Annotated in this window: 16 protein-coding genes; 5 read left to right on the top strand and 11 right to left on the bottom strand. The window is 72.9% G+C overall.

What is annotated here, in order from left to right:
- Nucleotides 1-40: 40 nt before the first annotated feature.
- Nucleotides 41-1,291: an exo-beta-N-acetylmuramidase NamZ domain-containing protein gene (locus ACIO92_RS29255; protein ID WP_402283398.1), complete on the bottom strand. Its 1,251-nt coding sequence runs from the start codon at nucleotides 1,289-1,291 to the stop codon at nucleotides 41-43.
- 447 nt (nucleotides 1,292-1,738) lie between these two features.
- Here ACIO92_RS29255 and ACIO92_RS29250 point away from each other — a divergent pair, with 447 nt between their 5' ends.
- Complete coding sequence (locus tag ACIO92_RS29250) at nucleotides 1,739-2,533, top strand: SDR family oxidoreductase (protein ID WP_401241020.1); 795 nt, start codon at nucleotides 1,739-1,741, stop codon at nucleotides 2,531-2,533.
- A gap of 117 nt (nucleotides 2,534-2,650) precedes the next feature.
- Nucleotides 2,651-3,244: a TetR/AcrR family transcriptional regulator gene (locus ACIO92_RS29245; protein WP_402283396.1), complete on the top strand. Its 594-nt coding sequence runs from the start codon at nucleotides 2,651-2,653 to the stop codon at nucleotides 3,242-3,244.
- Nucleotides 3,245-3,365: 121 nt separating this feature from the next.
- Here ACIO92_RS29245 and ACIO92_RS29240 read toward each other — a convergent pair whose 3' ends face one another.
- The 3 genes from ACIO92_RS29240 to ACIO92_RS29230 all read right to left on the bottom strand — a co-directional run bounded on the left by ACIO92_RS29240 (nucleotide 3,366) and on the right by ACIO92_RS29230 (nucleotide 6,745).
- Entirely contained in the window at nucleotides 3,366-4,580 is a 1,215-nt protein-coding gene (locus ACIO92_RS29240; RefSeq protein ID WP_401241024.1) for an acyl-CoA dehydrogenase family protein, read from the bottom strand.
- 6 nt (nucleotides 4,581-4,586) lie between these two features.
- Entirely contained in the window at nucleotides 4,587-5,609 is a 1,023-nt protein-coding gene (locus ACIO92_RS29235) for a phosphotransferase (protein WP_366444121.1), read from the bottom strand.
- A 224-nt stretch (nucleotides 5,610-5,833) separates the two neighbouring features.
- On the bottom strand, nucleotides 5,834-6,745 hold the full coding sequence (locus ACIO92_RS29230; RefSeq protein ID WP_402283393.1) for an MBL fold metallo-hydrolase: 912 nt from the start codon (nucleotides 6,743-6,745) through the stop codon (nucleotides 5,834-5,836).
- 250 nt (nucleotides 6,746-6,995) lie between these two features.
- On the opposite strand from ACIO92_RS29230, the gene ACIO92_RS29225 reads away from it, so the two are divergent.
- Together ACIO92_RS29225 and ACIO92_RS29220 are read left to right on the top strand one after the other, a co-directional pair.
- Nucleotides 6,996-7,877: an isocitrate lyase/PEP mutase family protein gene (locus ACIO92_RS29225; protein ID WP_366444123.1), complete on the top strand. Its 882-nt coding sequence runs from the start codon at nucleotides 6,996-6,998 to the stop codon at nucleotides 7,875-7,877.
- A 5-nt stretch (nucleotides 7,878-7,882) separates the two neighbouring features.
- Nucleotides 7,883-8,128, top strand: coding sequence for a hypothetical protein (locus ACIO92_RS29220; protein ID WP_366444124.1), 246 nt, complete (start codon nucleotides 7,883-7,885; stop codon nucleotides 8,126-8,128).
- 111 nt (nucleotides 8,129-8,239) lie between these two features.
- Here ACIO92_RS29220 and ACIO92_RS29215 read toward each other — a convergent pair whose 3' ends face one another.
- The 5 genes from ACIO92_RS29215 to ACIO92_RS29195 are packed head-to-tail and all read right to left on the bottom strand — an operon-like array spanning nucleotide 8,240 to nucleotide 11,096.
- Nucleotides 8,240-8,629, bottom strand: coding sequence for a DUF202 domain-containing protein (locus ACIO92_RS29215; RefSeq protein ID WP_366444125.1), 390 nt, complete (start codon nucleotides 8,627-8,629; stop codon nucleotides 8,240-8,242).
- Between the two features lie 44 nt (nucleotides 8,630-8,673).
- Nucleotides 8,674-9,069 carry a DUF202 domain-containing protein gene (locus ACIO92_RS29210; RefSeq protein ID WP_351788746.1) on the bottom strand — a complete coding sequence of 132 codons (396 nt, stop codon included), beginning with the start codon at nucleotides 9,067-9,069 and terminating at the stop codon, nucleotides 8,674-8,676.
- A 43-nt stretch (nucleotides 9,070-9,112) separates the two neighbouring features.
- Nucleotides 9,113-9,628 carry an NUDIX domain-containing protein gene (locus ACIO92_RS29205; protein WP_366444126.1) on the bottom strand — a complete coding sequence of 172 codons (516 nt, stop codon included), beginning with the start codon at nucleotides 9,626-9,628 and terminating at the stop codon, nucleotides 9,113-9,115.
- 56 nt (nucleotides 9,629-9,684) lie between these two features.
- Entirely contained in the window at nucleotides 9,685-10,449 is a 765-nt protein-coding gene (locus tag ACIO92_RS29200) for a glucose 1-dehydrogenase (RefSeq protein ID WP_366444127.1), read from the bottom strand.
- A complete protein-coding gene (locus ACIO92_RS29195) occupies nucleotides 10,446-11,096 on the bottom strand; it encodes a TetR/AcrR family transcriptional regulator (RefSeq protein WP_401241035.1) in 651 nt (216 codons plus the stop codon). The genes ACIO92_RS29200 and ACIO92_RS29195 overlap by 4 nt, the downstream gene beginning before the upstream one ends.
- Nucleotides 11,097-11,189: 93 nt before the next feature.
- On the opposite strand from ACIO92_RS29195, the gene ACIO92_RS29190 reads away from it, so the two are divergent.
- Nucleotides 11,190-12,845, top strand: a complete 1,656-nt coding sequence (locus ACIO92_RS29190) for an FAD-binding dehydrogenase (protein WP_402283389.1) — start codon at nucleotides 11,190-11,192, stop codon at nucleotides 12,843-12,845.
- 239 nt (nucleotides 12,846-13,084) lie between these two features.
- Here ACIO92_RS29190 and ACIO92_RS29185 read toward each other — a convergent pair whose 3' ends face one another.
- Together ACIO92_RS29185 and ACIO92_RS29180 are read right to left on the bottom strand one after the other, a co-directional pair.
- Entirely contained in the window at nucleotides 13,085-13,558 is a 474-nt protein-coding gene (locus tag ACIO92_RS29185; protein WP_402059486.1) for an ASCH domain-containing protein, read from the bottom strand.
- A gap of 56 nt (nucleotides 13,559-13,614) precedes the next feature.
- Nucleotides 13,615-15,012 carry a gluconate:H+ symporter gene (locus tag ACIO92_RS29180; RefSeq protein ID WP_366444131.1) on the bottom strand — a complete coding sequence of 466 codons (1,398 nt, stop codon included), beginning with the start codon at nucleotides 15,010-15,012 and terminating at the stop codon, nucleotides 13,615-13,617.
- Nucleotides 15,013-15,015 lie beyond the last annotated feature (3 nt).

The following is a 15,015-nucleotide window of genomic DNA, read 5'->3' as shown; positions in this document are numbered from 1 at the left end:
ATCCAGCCGTCCCCCGGCCGTCGGCGGGGGACAACCCCCGTCAGCGGTAGAGCAGATGCTCCTCCCGCACCGCCCGGAACGCCCCCAGGTCCGTCTCCCAGGCGCCCACCACCTCGTCGGTGCCCGCCCCCGCGTCGATCAGGGTCCGTACCCGGGCCGACCCGGTCAGCTTGTCGATCCAGTGGTCAGGCCGCCAGGCGAAGCCGGACCAGGACCGGCGAGCGGTGACGAGGAGTCCGACACCGGTCCGCACCGGGTCGAACGACTCCCGGTCGTGGACGTGCAGCTGGACCCCGCCCACGGTCCTGCCCTGGAACTTGGAGAAGGTCGGCGCGAAGTACGCCTCCCGGAAGTGGACCCCTGGCAGCCCGAGGGCGTTCGCCGCCTCCGCCCACCGGCGGTCCACGCCCTCGGCGCCGAGCAGTTCGAACGGGCGGGTGGTGCCCCGGCCCTCCGAGAGGTTCGTCCCCTCGAAGAGACAGGTGCCGGAGTAGACGAGCGCGGTCTCCGGGGTCGGCATGTTGGGGCTCGGGGGCACCCAGGGCAGCCCGCAGGCGTCGAAGAAGTCCGTGCGCCGCCACCCCGTCATCCGTACGGTCTCCAGGTCGACCGGCGCGGTCAGGAACTCGGCGGCGAAGAGACGGGCCAGCTCCGCCACGGTCATCCCGTGCGCCTGCGCGATCGGCTCGCGTCCCACGAAGGTGGCGAACGCCCGGTCCAGTACGGGGCCGAGCGCCGCCCGCCCGGTCACCGGGTTCGGCCGGTCGAGGACCACGAACCGCTTCCCGGCGAGCGCGGCGGCGGCCATGCAGTCGTACAGCGTCCAGATGTAGGTGTAGAAGCGGGCGCCGACGTCCTGGATGTCGAAGACGACCGTGTCCACGCCGGAGGCGGTGAAGACGTCCGCGAGCGGCTGCCCGCTCTTCAGATAGGTGTCGTGTACGGGCAGTCCGGTCGCCGGATCGTCGTACCGGCCCTCCGAACCGCCCGCCTGCGCCGTGCCCCGGAAACCGTGCTCGGGGCCGAAGACCGCGGTCAGCTCCACCCGGTCGTCGGCGTGCATCACGTCCACCACGTGCCGGGCGTCGGCGGTGATCCCGGTGGGGTTGGTGACGATGCCGACGCGCTCCCCGGCGAGCAGCGCGTACCCGTCGGCGGCCAGCCGGTCGAAGCCCGTCCGCACCCGGCCGCGCCCCGGGGGGCGGCCCGTCGCGGTGGCGGCCGGGGCGGTGGCCGCCACCGCCCCGAGGGCGCCCCCGGCGGCCAGCAGACTCCGTCGCGTCAGACCCATGCGCAGACCTCCTCGTTCGCCGCCCCCGGCCGGGGTGCGTGACATGGGCACGCACGCTAGCGCCCCTGGCGCTGCCGGGGAACGAGGCGTGCGGGACCGGGAGGGCGGGATCGGGAGGGCGGGGCCTCCCGGTCGCCGCCGCTGCTCGGCCGGGGCTTTCGCCGTGCCCGACCGCCGCTCGGCCGGGCGCTCCCGTTCGCCGCCGCCACCCGGACGGGGCTTTCGTCCGGCCCGACCGCCGACCGCCGACCGCCGACCGGCCCTGGCCCTCGACCCGACCCCGGCCCGGCTCGGCCCTGCCCGACCGCTGGTGCCCGGCCCCGGACCCGCTGTCGACTCGGTCCTGCCAGGCCCCCGTCGGCTCCCGCCCCGCCTCTTCCCCCATGACATACCGACCGGTTAGTCTGCCGTCCGGAAGGTCGGGACCGTCACATCGACGAGGTGGACATGAACGCGGACACGAGCGGGAGCACGGGCATCGACGCCGTCCGGGGCGCCGGAGTCGTCGTCACCGGAGCGGGCGGCGGCATCGGCGCCGCCCTCGCCCGCAGATTCGCCGCCGAGGGCGCCAGGGTCGTCGTCAACGACCTCGATCCCGTCCGGCTGAAGGCCGTCGCGGAGGAGACCGGCGCCCTCGCCGTCCCCGGCGACGCCTCCGCCGTCGTCGAGGAGGCCCGCGAGGCCCTCGGCGGCACCGTCGACATCTGGTGCGCCAACGCCGGACTCTCCTCGCCCGGCGACGCCTTCGCCGACGAGGACGTCTGGGCCGCCGCCTGGGACGTCAACGTCATGGCCCACGTCCGCGCCGCACGCGTCCTCCTCCCCGCCTGGCTGGAGCGCGGCAGCGGCCGGTTCGTCTCCACGGTCTCCGCCGCCGGGCTGCTCACCATGATCGGCGCGGCCCCCTACAGCGTCTCCAAGCACGGCGCGTACGCCTTCGCCGAATGGCTCTCGCTCACCTACCGGCACCGGGGCATCTCCGTGCACGCCATCTGCCCCCAGGGCGTCCGCACCGACATGCTCACCGCCGCCGGATCGGCCGGGGAACTCGTCCTCGCGCCCACCGCGATCGAGCCCGAAGCCGTCGCCGACGCCCTCCTCGACGCCGTCGCCGCCGACCGCTTCCTCGTCCTGCCCCACCCCGAGGTCGCCGGGTACTACCGCAACCGCGCCACCGACCCCGAGCGCTGGCTCACCACGATGAACCACCTCCAGCGCACCTGGGAGAGCGGCCCCCGCTGACCGCCCACGGGCGCCCGCCGGGCCTCGGCGGACGCCCCGGGGCCCGGCGGATGGGAAGATCTACCGGGCGGGGAGAAGTCCCCGGCCGAGAACGATCACCAGGAAAGGCGGCGGAGCATGGCCAGGACGACGGACGAAAGCGCTACGCCCGTCCCCCAGAGGCTCCTCGCCGCCGCCACCCGGCTCTTCGCGGAGCGGGGGTACGACCGGACCTCCGTCCAGGAGATCGTGGAGGCCGCCGGGGTCACCAAGGGCGCCCTCTACCACTACTTCGGTTCCAAGGAGGACCTCCTCCAGGAGGTCTACGCCCGGGTCCTGCGCCTCCAGCAGGAACGGCTCGACGCCCACGCGGACGCCGACGCGCCCGTCGAGGACCGGCTGCGCACCGCCGCCGCCGACGTCGTCGTCACCACCATCGAGAACCTCGACGACGCCGCCATCTTCTTCCGCTCGATGCACCACCTCAGCCCCGAGAAGAACAAGCAGGTACGGGCCGAGCGCCGCCGCTACCACGAGCGCTTCCGGGCGCTGGTCGAGGAGGGCCAGCGCACCGGGGTGTTCTCCGCCGCGACCCCCGCCGACCTCGTGGTCGACTACCACTTCGGCTCCGTGCACCATCTGTCCACCTGGTACCGACCCGACGGCCCCCTCGGCCCCGGACAGGTCGCCGACCACCTCGCCGACCTGCTGCTGAGGGCCCTCCGGCCCTGAGACACGCCCGCCCCGAGGGCTCTCGGGCCCCGAGGCCCCGCACCCGCTGAGGCCCCTCAGCCCCCGAGGCCCCTCAGGCCCCGGCGGGACGGGCCCGCCGAAAGCCCCGTCCCGCCCGTCCCTACAGGTACTTCTTCAGCTCCCGCCGTGCCAGTGACCGCTGGTGCACCTCGTCCGGGCCGTCCGCGAGCCGCAGCGTCCGGGCCGCCGCCCACAGCTCGGCCAGCGGGAAGTCCTGCGAGACCCCGCCCGCGCCGTGCGCCTGCACCGCCTTGTCGATGATGTCGACGACCGCGCGCGGAGTCGCGATCTTGATGGCCTGGATCTCGGTGTGAGCACCCCGGTTGCCGACGGTGTCCATGAGCCAGGCGGTCTTCAGGACGAGGAGCCGCAGCTGCTCGATCGTCACCCGGGCGTCCGCGATCCAGTTCCCCACCACACCCTGCTGGGCCAGCGGCTTCCCGAAGGCGGTACGGGAGAGTGCGCGCCGGCAGGTCAGTTCCAGGGCCCGCTCGGCCATGCCGATGAGCCTCATGCAGTGGTGGACGCGGCCGGGGCCGAGCCTGGCCTGCGCGATGGCGAAACCGCCGCCCTCCTCGCCGATGAGGTACGGGGCGGGGACGCGGACGCCGTCGAAGAGCACCTCGGCGTGGCCGCCGTGGGAGTGGTCCTCGTACCCGTACACCCGCATCGCGCGCCGGACCTCGACGCCCGGGGTGTCGCGCGGCACCAGGACCATCGACTGCTGGCGGCGCGGGTCGGCGCCGTCGGGGTCGGTCTTGCCCATGACGACGAAGATCCGGCAGTCGGGGTTCATCGCCCCGGAGATGTACCACTTGCGGCCGTCGACGACGTACGAGTCGCCGTCCCGCCGGATGCGGGTCTCGATGTTCGTGGCGTCCGAGGAGGCGACCTCGGGTTCGGTCATCGCGAAGGCCGAGCGGATCTCGCCCGAGAGCAGCGGCTCCAGCCACCGCTTCTTCTGCTCCTCGTCGCCGAACTGGGCGAGCAGCTCCATGTTCCCGGTGTCCGGGGCGGCGCAGTTGAGGGCGGTGGGGGCCAGCTGCGGGCTGCGGCCGGTGATCTCGGCGAGCGGCGCGTACTGGAGGTTGGTCAGACCGGCTCCGTAGGCGCTGTCGGGGAGGAAGAGGTTCCAGAGCCCCTGCCGCTTGGCCTCGGCCTTGAGTTCCTCGACGACCGGCGGGGTGTCCCAGGGCGAGGCGAGCCGGGCGCGCTGTTCCTCGGCGGTCCGCTCGGCCGGGTACACGTACGCGTCCATGAAGGCGAGGAGCCTCGCGCGGAGTTCCTCGGTGCGCGCGTCGTGGGCGAAGTCCATGGCGGGTCAGCCTTCCTGGAGGGTGGTCAGGCCGTGCTCGATGAAGACGGGGACGAGTTCGCCGATGCGGTCGAAGCCCGCGCCGACCGTCTGCCCGAGGGTCCAGCGGTAGTGGATGCCCTCCAGGATCACGGCCAGCTTGAACCAGGCGAAGGCCGTGTACCAGGAGAGGGCGGAGGTGTCGCGGCCGGAACGGGCGGCGTAGCGCTCGACCAGCTCGGCGGCGCCCGGATGGCCGGGGGCCGTGGCGGTGCTGGAGAGGGGGGAGTCCGGCAGGTCGAGCGGGGTGCTGTACATGACCAGCAGGCCCAGGTCGGTGAGCGGGTCGCCGAGGGTGGACATCTCCCAGTCGAGGACGGCCCGGACGCGGTCGTCGGCGCCGACGAGGACGTTGTCGAGGCGGTAGTCGCCGTGGATCACGGTGGGCGGCGGGGAGCCGGGCAGCCCCCGGCCGAGGGCGGTGTGCAGCTCCTCGATCCCGGGCAGTTCACGGCCGCGCGAGGCGTCGAGCTGCTTGCCCCAGCGGCGCAGCTGCCGGTCGAGGAAGCCCTCGGGACGCCCGAAGTCACCGAGCCCGACGGTGCCGGGGTCCACGGAGTGCAGGTCGACGAGGGTGTCGACGAGACCGAGGACGGTGGCGCGGGTGCGCCCGGGGCCGAGCGGGGCGAGCTCGTCGGCCGAGCGGTACGGGGTCCCGTCGACGAACTCCATGACGTAGAACGGCGCTCCGAGCACCGACTCGTCCTCGCAGAGCAGCAGTGTCCGGGGGACGGGGACGTCCGTGGTGCGCAGGGCGCTGATGACGCGGTGCTCGCGCCGCATGTCGTGGGCGGTGGCGAGGACATGGCCGAGCGGCGGACGGCGGACGACCCAGCGGCCGGTGCCGTCGGTGACGGTGTACGTCAGGTTCGAGCGCCCGCCCTCGATCAGCCCGGCTTCGAGGGGGCCGGTCACCAGGCCGGGCCGTTCCGCGTCGAGGAAGCGGCGCAGCCGCTCGGGGTCGAGACCTGGCGGCGGGGCGGAACTCATGGGCTACCTCCGGATCGGCTGCGGTCGCCGCCCATGATGACCGACCAGTCGGTATGTCGTCCAGAGGGACCCGCGGGGTGCCCTCCGGGCGCGGGAGGGAGCCGAAGCCCCGCAGGTCCCGCGCCCGCCGCCCCCTCTCCCGTACGGGCTCCCCGCGGGGCGGAGCCCGTACGCGAACTCGGTGGGTCGGCCCGTACGGGCTCCCCGTGAGGCACGGGCGCGGCTCAGGCGTGGCAGGCCACCGGCACCCCGCCGTTCATCGTCGCCATGTCGCCGAAGACCGCCACCGGGTCCAGTGGCGAGCCCTCCGGAAGGCCCTCCAGCTCCGCGTGCGCCCGGTGCAGGTTCGCCACCAGACGCTCGCTCTCCCGCCAGGCGGCGAACTCGCCCAGGTCCGCGCGGCGGGCCGTCTCCAGCGGCGCCGCCCCCCGCGCGTACCCCTCCGCCGCCAGCTCCCGCACCCAGCGCAGATACCGCTCGGTCGAGTCGTACGCGGAGGGGTCGGTCACCGGGCCGTGCCCCGGCACCACCGTCGGCGCGTCCAGGGACCGCAGCAGGTCGAGGGCGCGCAGCGAACCCGCCAGCGAACCCATCGGCAGGAACGGCGTCCCGCCCTGGAAGACCAGGTCGCCGGTGAACACCACGCCCTGCTCGGGCAGGTGCACGACGGAATCGCCCGTGGTGTGCGCGGGCCCCGGGTGGATCAGCCGCACCTCGGTCCCTCCGACGTGCAGCGTCATCCGGTCCCGGTAGGTGACCGACGGCGGCAGGATCTCGACCTCGCCGAAGTCCGTCCGGGGCCAGAGCAGATGCAGCTGGTGCCCGGCCTCCAGCTGCTCGGTCCGGCAGTTCTCGTGCCCCACGATCCGCGCCTCCGGCATGAACACCCCGTTGCCGTAGGTGTGGTCGCCGTGGTGGTGGGTCGACACGACGGTGCGGGGCAGCGGCAGGCCCTCGGCGAGGACCGCCCCGCGGAGCAGCCGGGCCCGGCGCTCGGTGGCGGCGGTGTCGACGAGCAGCGACTCCCGCGCGTCGCCGAGGAACCCGGCGTTGTTCAGGCACCAGCCCCCGTCGGGCTGGACGAAGGCGTGCACGTGCGGGGCGAGCGTGACCACGTAGGGGTCGGTCGCGGACAAGGGGTTCCCCCGTTCGAAGTCCAACTGGACAGAGGAAGAGTGCCAGTTGGCGAGGGCGTCGTGGAGTCCGGGTCCACCCTCGGCAGTGACGTTTCTGTGGTGAATGCGCTGAGCCTGGAGAGTGAGTAAAGCGTTCGTATGGGGAAGTTCAACGACTTCCCACGAAAACATCAGGTTTAGGCAAGAGGCCGTCGTGTCGCGACGGCCCCGACGCCCTTTCTGTGTTCCCGAGAAGACCAGGAGTCAGACGTTGAGCGACACACGTCACGAGAGCTACGGAACCAAACTGCGCGAGCGGATCGCCGCGCCCGGCACGACCCCGCTGATCGGCGTGTTCGACATGTACTCGGCGTCCGTCGCCGCCGACCACTACGACGGGATGTTCGTCTCCGGGTTCGGCTTCTCCGCCTCGTACTACGGGCTGCCGGACGTCGGCTTCATCGCCTGGCCGGACATGATCGGGTTCGTGCAGCGGCTCCGGGGCGCGTTCCCGAAGCAGCACCTGCTCGTGGACATCGACGACGGCTACGTGGACCCCGAGGTGGCCTGTCACGTCGTGGAGGGGCTGGAGCGGATCGGGGCCTCGGGAGTGATCCTGGAGGACCAGAAGCGGCCGCGTCGGTGCGGGCACGCGGACGGCAAGCAGGTGCTGCCGCTGGACGAGTACCTGGCCAAGCTGGAGATGGTCCTCGCGACCCGGCGGGACATGGTCGTCGTGGCCCGTACGGACGCGACCGACGAGGAGGAGATCCTCCAACGCGCCAAGTGCCTGGCCGCGACCGACGCCGACGTGGTCCTGGTCGACGGTGTGCGGAACGTGGAGTGGATCAAGCGCATCCGTGAGGTCGTCGGCGACAAGCCGCTGCTCTTCAACCAGATCGCGGGCGGCAAGTCCCCCCGGCTCTCGCTCGCGGAGCTCTCCGAGCTGGGCGTGGACGTGGCGATCTACAGCACCCCCTGCCTCTTCGCCGCGCACCAGGCCATGGACTCGGCGCTCACCGAGCTGAAGCGGGCGGACGGGCGGCTGCCGTCCTTCGACCCCGCCGCCAGCATCGGGGTGGCCGCGTCGACCCGTCTCCTGGAGCGGAACATCGCCCGCCACCACGAGACCCCCCAGTCGGTGGGGGTGTGAATCCGGTGGTCCCGCTCAGGGCCCTCGGGCTCGCCGTGGTACTGCTGGGGGCGGCCACCGCGCCCGCCGTCGCGGGCGGCAGCCTGATCACCGTCATCGACAACTCCGAGGCCGACTCGATCCTCGAGGTCGACCGGGCGGCCAACGTCCAGTACGGCGGCAGCGGAACCGTCGGCAGCGACCACGACGGCAGCGCGGTCGACGCGATCGAGGCCCTGATGGGAGTCGTCGAGGGCGACGAAGAGGACTGACGCCCGAGGACGCGCGGACCCGGGGAACACGAGGACGCGCGGACACGGGGACGGCCGGACACCGGGTGAGGGTGTCCGGCCGTCCGCACGTCTCCCGCGCGCCCGCGCTCCTCACCAGATCATCGCCGCGCCGAACACCGCGAGCGCGACCGTGATGAGCGCCGTGAGCCAGGCCCCCCGGTACGACAGCGGCTCCGGCCGGGCCTCGCTCAGGGACCGGATGCGGCGGTGGGCGACGGCCAGGAAGGCGATCCACACCAGCGCCGACAGCGCGAAACCGGCCACCCCCAGCGGGGTGGTCCCGTCCTGGACGCCCAGTTTGACCGCGAGCACCGCGACCACGGTGCAGGACAGCGTCGTGCGCCGCCAGGCGAGCCGGGTCCGCTCCGGCTGGAGCCCCGGATCACGGAGGGACCCGACCGGCGGCCGGAGCGCCGGACGGTGAGGGTCCCCGGCGGGCGGGAGCCCGTCATCGCGCGGGCCCCCGGCGGGCGGGATCACCGGATCGGGAGGGTCCCCGGCGGGCCGCCCGTCACCGGCAGCCGTCACCGCCCCGCCCAGCCGAAGAGCACGACCACCACCATCGTGAGCGCCACCACGGCCACCACCAGGCTCAGGACCGCGGGGAAGCGGGAGCCGGGCAGGTCCTCACCGCGCCGCATGGCCCGCTCGCAGCGCACCCAGTGGTTCACCGCGCGCAGCGCGCACAGCACACCGGCGGCGAGCAGCGCCAGCGCGAGCCCGACCCGGACGCCCCACCGCAGGTCCGGCAGGAACTGGTCCACCGCGAAACCGCCGCCGACCAGGGCGAGCGCGGTCCTTATCCAGGCCAGGAAGGTCCGTTCGTTGGCGAGGGAGAAACGGTAGTCGGGCGTCTCCCCCTCGTCCCGGACGCGCTGCGGCGCGAACCACAGCCGCAGACTTCGCACAAAATCGCTCACATGTGCACCCTAACGGCCGGATGCCCGGCCCGCCCGGGTGCTCTCAGCCCGCCCGGCGGGCCCGGAGGCGCTCGTACGCGGCGAGCCCGTCCGGCACCCACGACCAGGTCCTGAGCCGTGCGGACAGCTCCTCGTCGGTGAGGAAGCCGTGCCAGGCGACCTCCTCGGCCTGCGGGTCCACCGGCAGCTCGCACCGCACCTCGTAGACCGCCGACCACCACTTCCCGGCCACGCCCCCGGAGTCGTACAGGAAGGTGAGGACGTGCTCGGGCCGGGGCAGACCCCGGACGCCGAGTTCCTCCTCGGCCTCGCGCAGGGCGGCCTCGTCGTAGGACTCGCCCGCTCCGACGACCCCGCCGACGAACATGTCGTACAGGGAGGGGAAGACCAGCTTCGTCGGTGTCCTGCGGTGCACGAAGATCCGGCCCCCGGCGTCCCTGACCCGGACGAAGACACAGCGGTGGATCAGACCCCGCGCGTACACCTCACCGCGCGGGGCCCGGCCGATCACCCGGTCGTGCTCGTCGACGACGTCGAGGATCTCTTCAGCGGCGCTCATGCCGCCATCCAAGCAAACCCGCCGGGCTCACCGGCCCCCGAGGCGCCCGGCCGCCCTCACTGGCCCATGACGTACTTGACCGTCGGCCCGGTGGTCCAGCCGCCGTCGACCGCCAGCTCCGCGCCCGTCACGTACGAGGCGGCGTCCGAGAGCAGGAAGACGACCGCGCCCGCGATCTCGTCGGCCTCGCCGACCCGGCCCATCGGCGTGTTCGGGTAGTTGCCCTCGCCCCGCTGGATGCCCACGGCGGCGGTCATCGGGGTGTACGTCATGCCCGGGTGGACGGAGTTCACCCGGATCTTCGACGTGCCCAGCTCCACCGCGCCGATCTTCGTCAGACCCCGGACGCCCCACTTGGAGGCGCCGTACCCGGCGGTCAGCGCCAGACCCATGAGGCCCGCGGCCGAGGAGATGTTGACGATCGAACCGCCACCGGCCTCCCGCATCGCCGGGACCGCGGCCTTCATACCGATGAAGACACCGGTCAGATTGATGTCCAGGACCTTGCGGAAGTGCTCGACGGACTCGGTCTCCAGGAGCGTGCCGGTGGAGATGCCCGCGTTGTTCACCAGACCGTGCAGCCCGCCGAACTCCGCCACCGCGTACGCGACGGCCGCCGTCCACTCCTCCTCGGAGCTCACGTCGTGGTGGAAGAAGCGGGCCCGGTCGCCGAGCGCCTCGGCGGTCGCCCGGCCCTCCTCGTCCAGGACGTCGGTGACGACGACGTTCGCCCCCGCCGCGACCGCCTGACGGGCGGCCTCGGCGCCAAGACCACGGGCTCCGCCGGTGATGAGCACGGTCCTGCCGGTGAGGTCGTTCATGGAAGTTCCTTTCGGTGGTGCGCCTGCTCCGGCTGTGCGGCGCGCAGCAGGGCGGTGGTGGTCTCCACCAGATCGGCCAGGAAGAGCGCCTCTCCGGTGAGGGGTTCGACGCCGTCGAGGTACTGCCGGGCCCGGTCCGCGAGCGCCGCGCCCACCACGGTCAGCGCCAGGTCGAGGCGCTCCAGGAGCAGCGGTCCCGGCAGTCCGTCGGCGGCCAGCCGGTCGGCGATCCGCTCGATCAGACGCCAGTAGGCGGTGCCCGCGAGGGTGGGGTGCGGGGTGCGGGCACGGACTCCGCTCTCGTGGCTGAGCTGCGCGGAGATCCGCAGGCAGCGCCGCCCCCGCTCGGTCCGCAGCTCGCTCGCCTCGGCGGTGACGAGGGCCCCGACCAGGGCGCGCGTCTCGTCGTCGGCGGCCGTCAGCAGCGGGGCGAGCACAGCTTCCGTACGGGCCTGGCGGCCCGCCATCACCGTGTCGAGGAGCCCGGCGCGGGAGCCGAAGTGGTACTGCACGGCGGACGGATTGGCCTGTCCGGCCAGCGCCACCACGTCCCGCAGCTGTGCGCCGTGGACCCCCTGGGCGGCGAAGATCTCCTCCGCCGCTCGGATCAGTCTGTCCCGGGTCCCGGGTCCGGATGTTCTCGCCATACGTTCATATTAATGCTCGGCATTAGAAAGCGGGAGGGGCGGGGTCGGTCCGGACGGTTGACTCGATACATCCGTGTATCCAAGATGCGGTCCATGTCCTACGACGCTGATGTGATCGTGATCGGAGCCGGTCTCGCCGGACTCGTCGCCACCGCCGAACTGGTCGACGCGGGCCGCACCGTGATCCTCCTCGACCAGGAACCCGAACAGTCCCTCGGCGGCCAGGCCCACTGGTCCTTCGGCGGCCTCTTCCTCGTCGACTCGCCCGAGCAGCGCCGGATGCGGGTGAGGGACAGCCACGCCCTCGCCCTCCAGGACTGGTACGGCACCGCGGGCTTCGACCGTGCCGAGGACCACTGGCCCCGGAAGTGGGCCGAGGCGTACGTCGACTTCGCCTCGGGCGAGAAGCGCGCCTGGCTCCACGCGCGCGGGGTGCGCTTCTTCCCCGTCGTCGGCTGGGCCGAGCGCGGCGGCTACGACGCCAACGGCCACGGCAACTCCGTCCCCCGCTTCCACATCACCTGGGGTACGGGCCCCGGCCTCGTCGCCCCCTTCGAGCGCACGGTCCGCGAGGGCGCCGCCCGGGGTCTCGTCCGCTTCCGCTTCCGCCACCGGGTCACCGCCCTCGGCCGTACCGCCGGAGCCGTCGACACCGTCTCCGGCGAGATCCTGGAACCCTCCGACACCGCCCGGGGCACCGCCAGCACCCGCACGGTCACCGGAAGCTTCGAGCTGCGCGCCCAGGCGGTGATCGTCACCTCCGGCGGCATCGGCGGCAACCACGACCTGGTCCGCGCCCAGTGGCCGGAGCGGCTCGGCACCCCGCCCGCCCGGCTGCTCTCCGGGGTCCCCGCCCATGTCGACGGGCTGATGCTCGGCGTCGCGGAGAAGGCGGGCGCCCGGCACATCAACCGCGACCGGATGTGGCACTACACCGAGGGCATCGAGAACTGGAACCCGATCTGGGCCCGGCACGGCATCCGCATCCTGCCCGGACCGTCCTCCCTCTGGCTGGACGCGACCGGCAGACGGCTTCCCGTCCCGCTCTTCCCCGGTTTCGACACCCTCGGCACCCTCGAACACATCATGCGGAGCGGGTACGACCACACCTGGTTCGTCCTGGACAAGAAGATCATCGGCAAGGAGTTCGCGCTCTCGGGCTCCGAACAGAACCCCGACCTCACCGGCAGGTCGATCCGTGACGTCCTGGGCCGGGCCCGCGCCGACGTGCCGGGTCCCGTGAAGGCGTTCATGGACAAGGGCGTCGACTTCGTCGTCGAGAACGACCTCTCCGCCCTCGTCCGGGGCATGAACCGGATCACCGGCGAGGACCTGATCGACGAGACCGCGCTGCGCCGCGAGATCACCGCCCGCGACCGGGAGATCGCCAACCCCTTCACCAAGGACCTCCAGGTCACGGCGATCCGGGGCGCCCGCAGATACCTGGGCGACAAGCTCATCCGTACGGCGGCCCCGCACCGCGTCCTCGACCCCGCGGCGGGCCCGCTGATCGCCGTCCGCCTCAGCATCCTGACCCGCAAGTCCCTCGGCGGCCTGGAGACCGACCTGGACTCCCGGGTCCTGACGGACGGCGGCGCACCCCTGGAGGGCGTGTACGCGGCGGGCGAGGCGGCCGGGTTCGGCGGCGGCGGCGTCCACGGCTACCGCTCCCTGGAGGGCACCTTCCTCGGCGGCTGCGTCTTCTCGGGCCGGGCGGCGGGCCGAGCGGCGGCGAGGGCGCTGGGCTGAGGCGTACTGCCGGGGCGCTGGTCCGAGAAGGGGCCCGGGGACACGGGGCCCGAGGGCGCGGCGCCAGAGGTACGGGGTCGAGGGCGCGGCCCCAGCGGTACGGATCCGAGGGCGCGGGGCCGGGACGAGGTCAGGGGCGCGGATCCGAGGGCGCGGGGCCGAGACCCAGGCCCGGGGGTACGGATCCGGGAGCACGGGTCTGACCCGCCGCACCCCGGGCCCCTGCCCGTGCCCCGCCCTCAGACCCCGCTCGGCTCACGGCCCCGGGCCCCCGCCGCCCCGCCCGCGTCCCCCGTCCGCGCCACCACCCGGAACCGTTCCACCACCAGCATCGTCCGGTCGTCCACCGTGAAGGCCGGGTCGCCCAGGGCCTCCCGCATCTCCTCGCCGTGCCAGAAGCGCTCGTGCGCCGCGCGCCACTGGGGTACGGACAGATACCCCTCGCCCTCGTCCAGGGCGAGGGCCAGATCCGCCTCGCCGAGGGGCAGCACCCGGACCGCCGTCACCTCCACCACCGCGACCTCGCGCCCGTCCGAGTCGATCAGCGCCGACCGCTCGCCCACCTCGGGCAGGTCCTCGTCCTCGATCTCGTACTCCACGAGGAGCCCCGTCGTGGCGACCTTCTCGCCGGAGAGGACCGCCGCGACCAGCCGGTCCCGCAGGGGGCCGGGGAAGGCGAGGAGGAAGGGCTTGAGCGCGTGAGGGCCGGTCATGGCCGACAGTGTGTCAGCCATGACCGGCCCTCAGCGGTGCCCCGGGTCCTCCCGGGTCACAACACCAGCGACAGGAGCAGCACGAAGACGATGCCGACGACCGAGATGATCGTCTCCATCACCGACCAGGTCTTGATCGTCTGGCCGACGTCCATCCCGAAGTACTCCTTGACCAGCCAGAACCCGGCGTCGTTGACATGGCTGAAGAAGAGCGAACCCGCGCCGATGGCGAGCACGAGCAGCGCCGTGTGGCTGGTCGACATGCCCTCCGCGAGCGGGGCCACCAGTCCGGCCGCCGAGATCGTCGCGACCGTCGCCGAACCCGTGGCGAGCCGGATCGCGACCGCGATCAGCCAGGCCAGCAGCAGGGTCGGGATGGCCCAGTCCTCGGAGAACTCCAGGATCATCTGGCCGACGCCGATGTCGATCAGGGTCTGCTTGAAGCCGCCGCCCGCGCCGACGATCATCAGCACGCCCGCGATGGGGCCGAGGGACTTCTCGACGATCGTCGACAGCCGCTCCTTGCCGAACCCGGCCGCGCGGCCCAGCGTGAAGAGGGCGACTATCACGGCGGCGAGCAGCGCGATCATCGGCGAGCCGATGACGTCGGTGACCTTCTGCACCCCGTTCGTCGGGTCGTCGACGACGATGTCGACGAGCGCCTTCACCAGCATCAGGACGACCGGCAGCATCACGGTGGCGACGGTGACGCCGAAGCCGGGACGCTTCTCCAGGTCCTCGGAGGGCCGCACCGGGATCATGTTCTCGGGGGCGGGGATGTCCACCCAGCGCGCCGCGTACCGGGAGAAGAGCGGACCGGCGATGATCACGGTCGGCACGGCCACGACGAGACCGAGGGCGAGGGTGACACCCAGGTTGGCGTCGACCGCGTCGATCGCGACGAGCGGCCCGGGGTGCGGCGGGATGAGCCCGTGCATCACGGAGAGACCGGCGAGGGCCGGGACGCCGATCCGCATCAGGGAGTAGTTGCCGCGCTTGGCGACGAGCAGCACGACCGGGATCAGCAGCACGATGCCGACCTCGAAGAACAGCGGCAGACCGATCACCGACGCGATGAGCACCATCGCCCACGGCATGGCCCGGCCGCTCGCCCTGGCCAGGATCGTGTCGACGATCTGGTCGGCGCCGCCGGAGTCGGCGAGCAGCTTGCCGAGGATCGCGCCGAGGGCGATCAGCACGCCCACCCCGGCGACGGTGTTGCCGAGTCCGGTGCTGAAGGACTTGATGGCCGCGGCGAACGGAGCCCCGGCGAACGCGCCGAGCCCGAGCGACCCGATGGTCAGCGCCAGGAACGGGTGCAGCTTGAACTTGGTGATGAGCAGAACGATGACGGCGATGCCGGCGAGTACGGCGATGCCGAGCTGGGCGTTGCCTGCCGAGGTGATCGGTTCGGCGGCGTCCGCTGCCAGGATCTCGACGCTGAGACTGGTCACGGT

Origin of the sequence: Streptomyces sp. NPDC087215 (genome assembly GCF_044744885.1) — a bacterium.
In the GTDB taxonomy this organism is placed as follows: Bacteria; Actinomycetota; Actinomycetes; order Streptomycetales; family Streptomycetaceae; genus Streptomyces.
The sequence above is the reverse complement of the archived record's forward strand: the minus strand, read 5'-3'. Positions and strand labels throughout refer to the sequence as shown.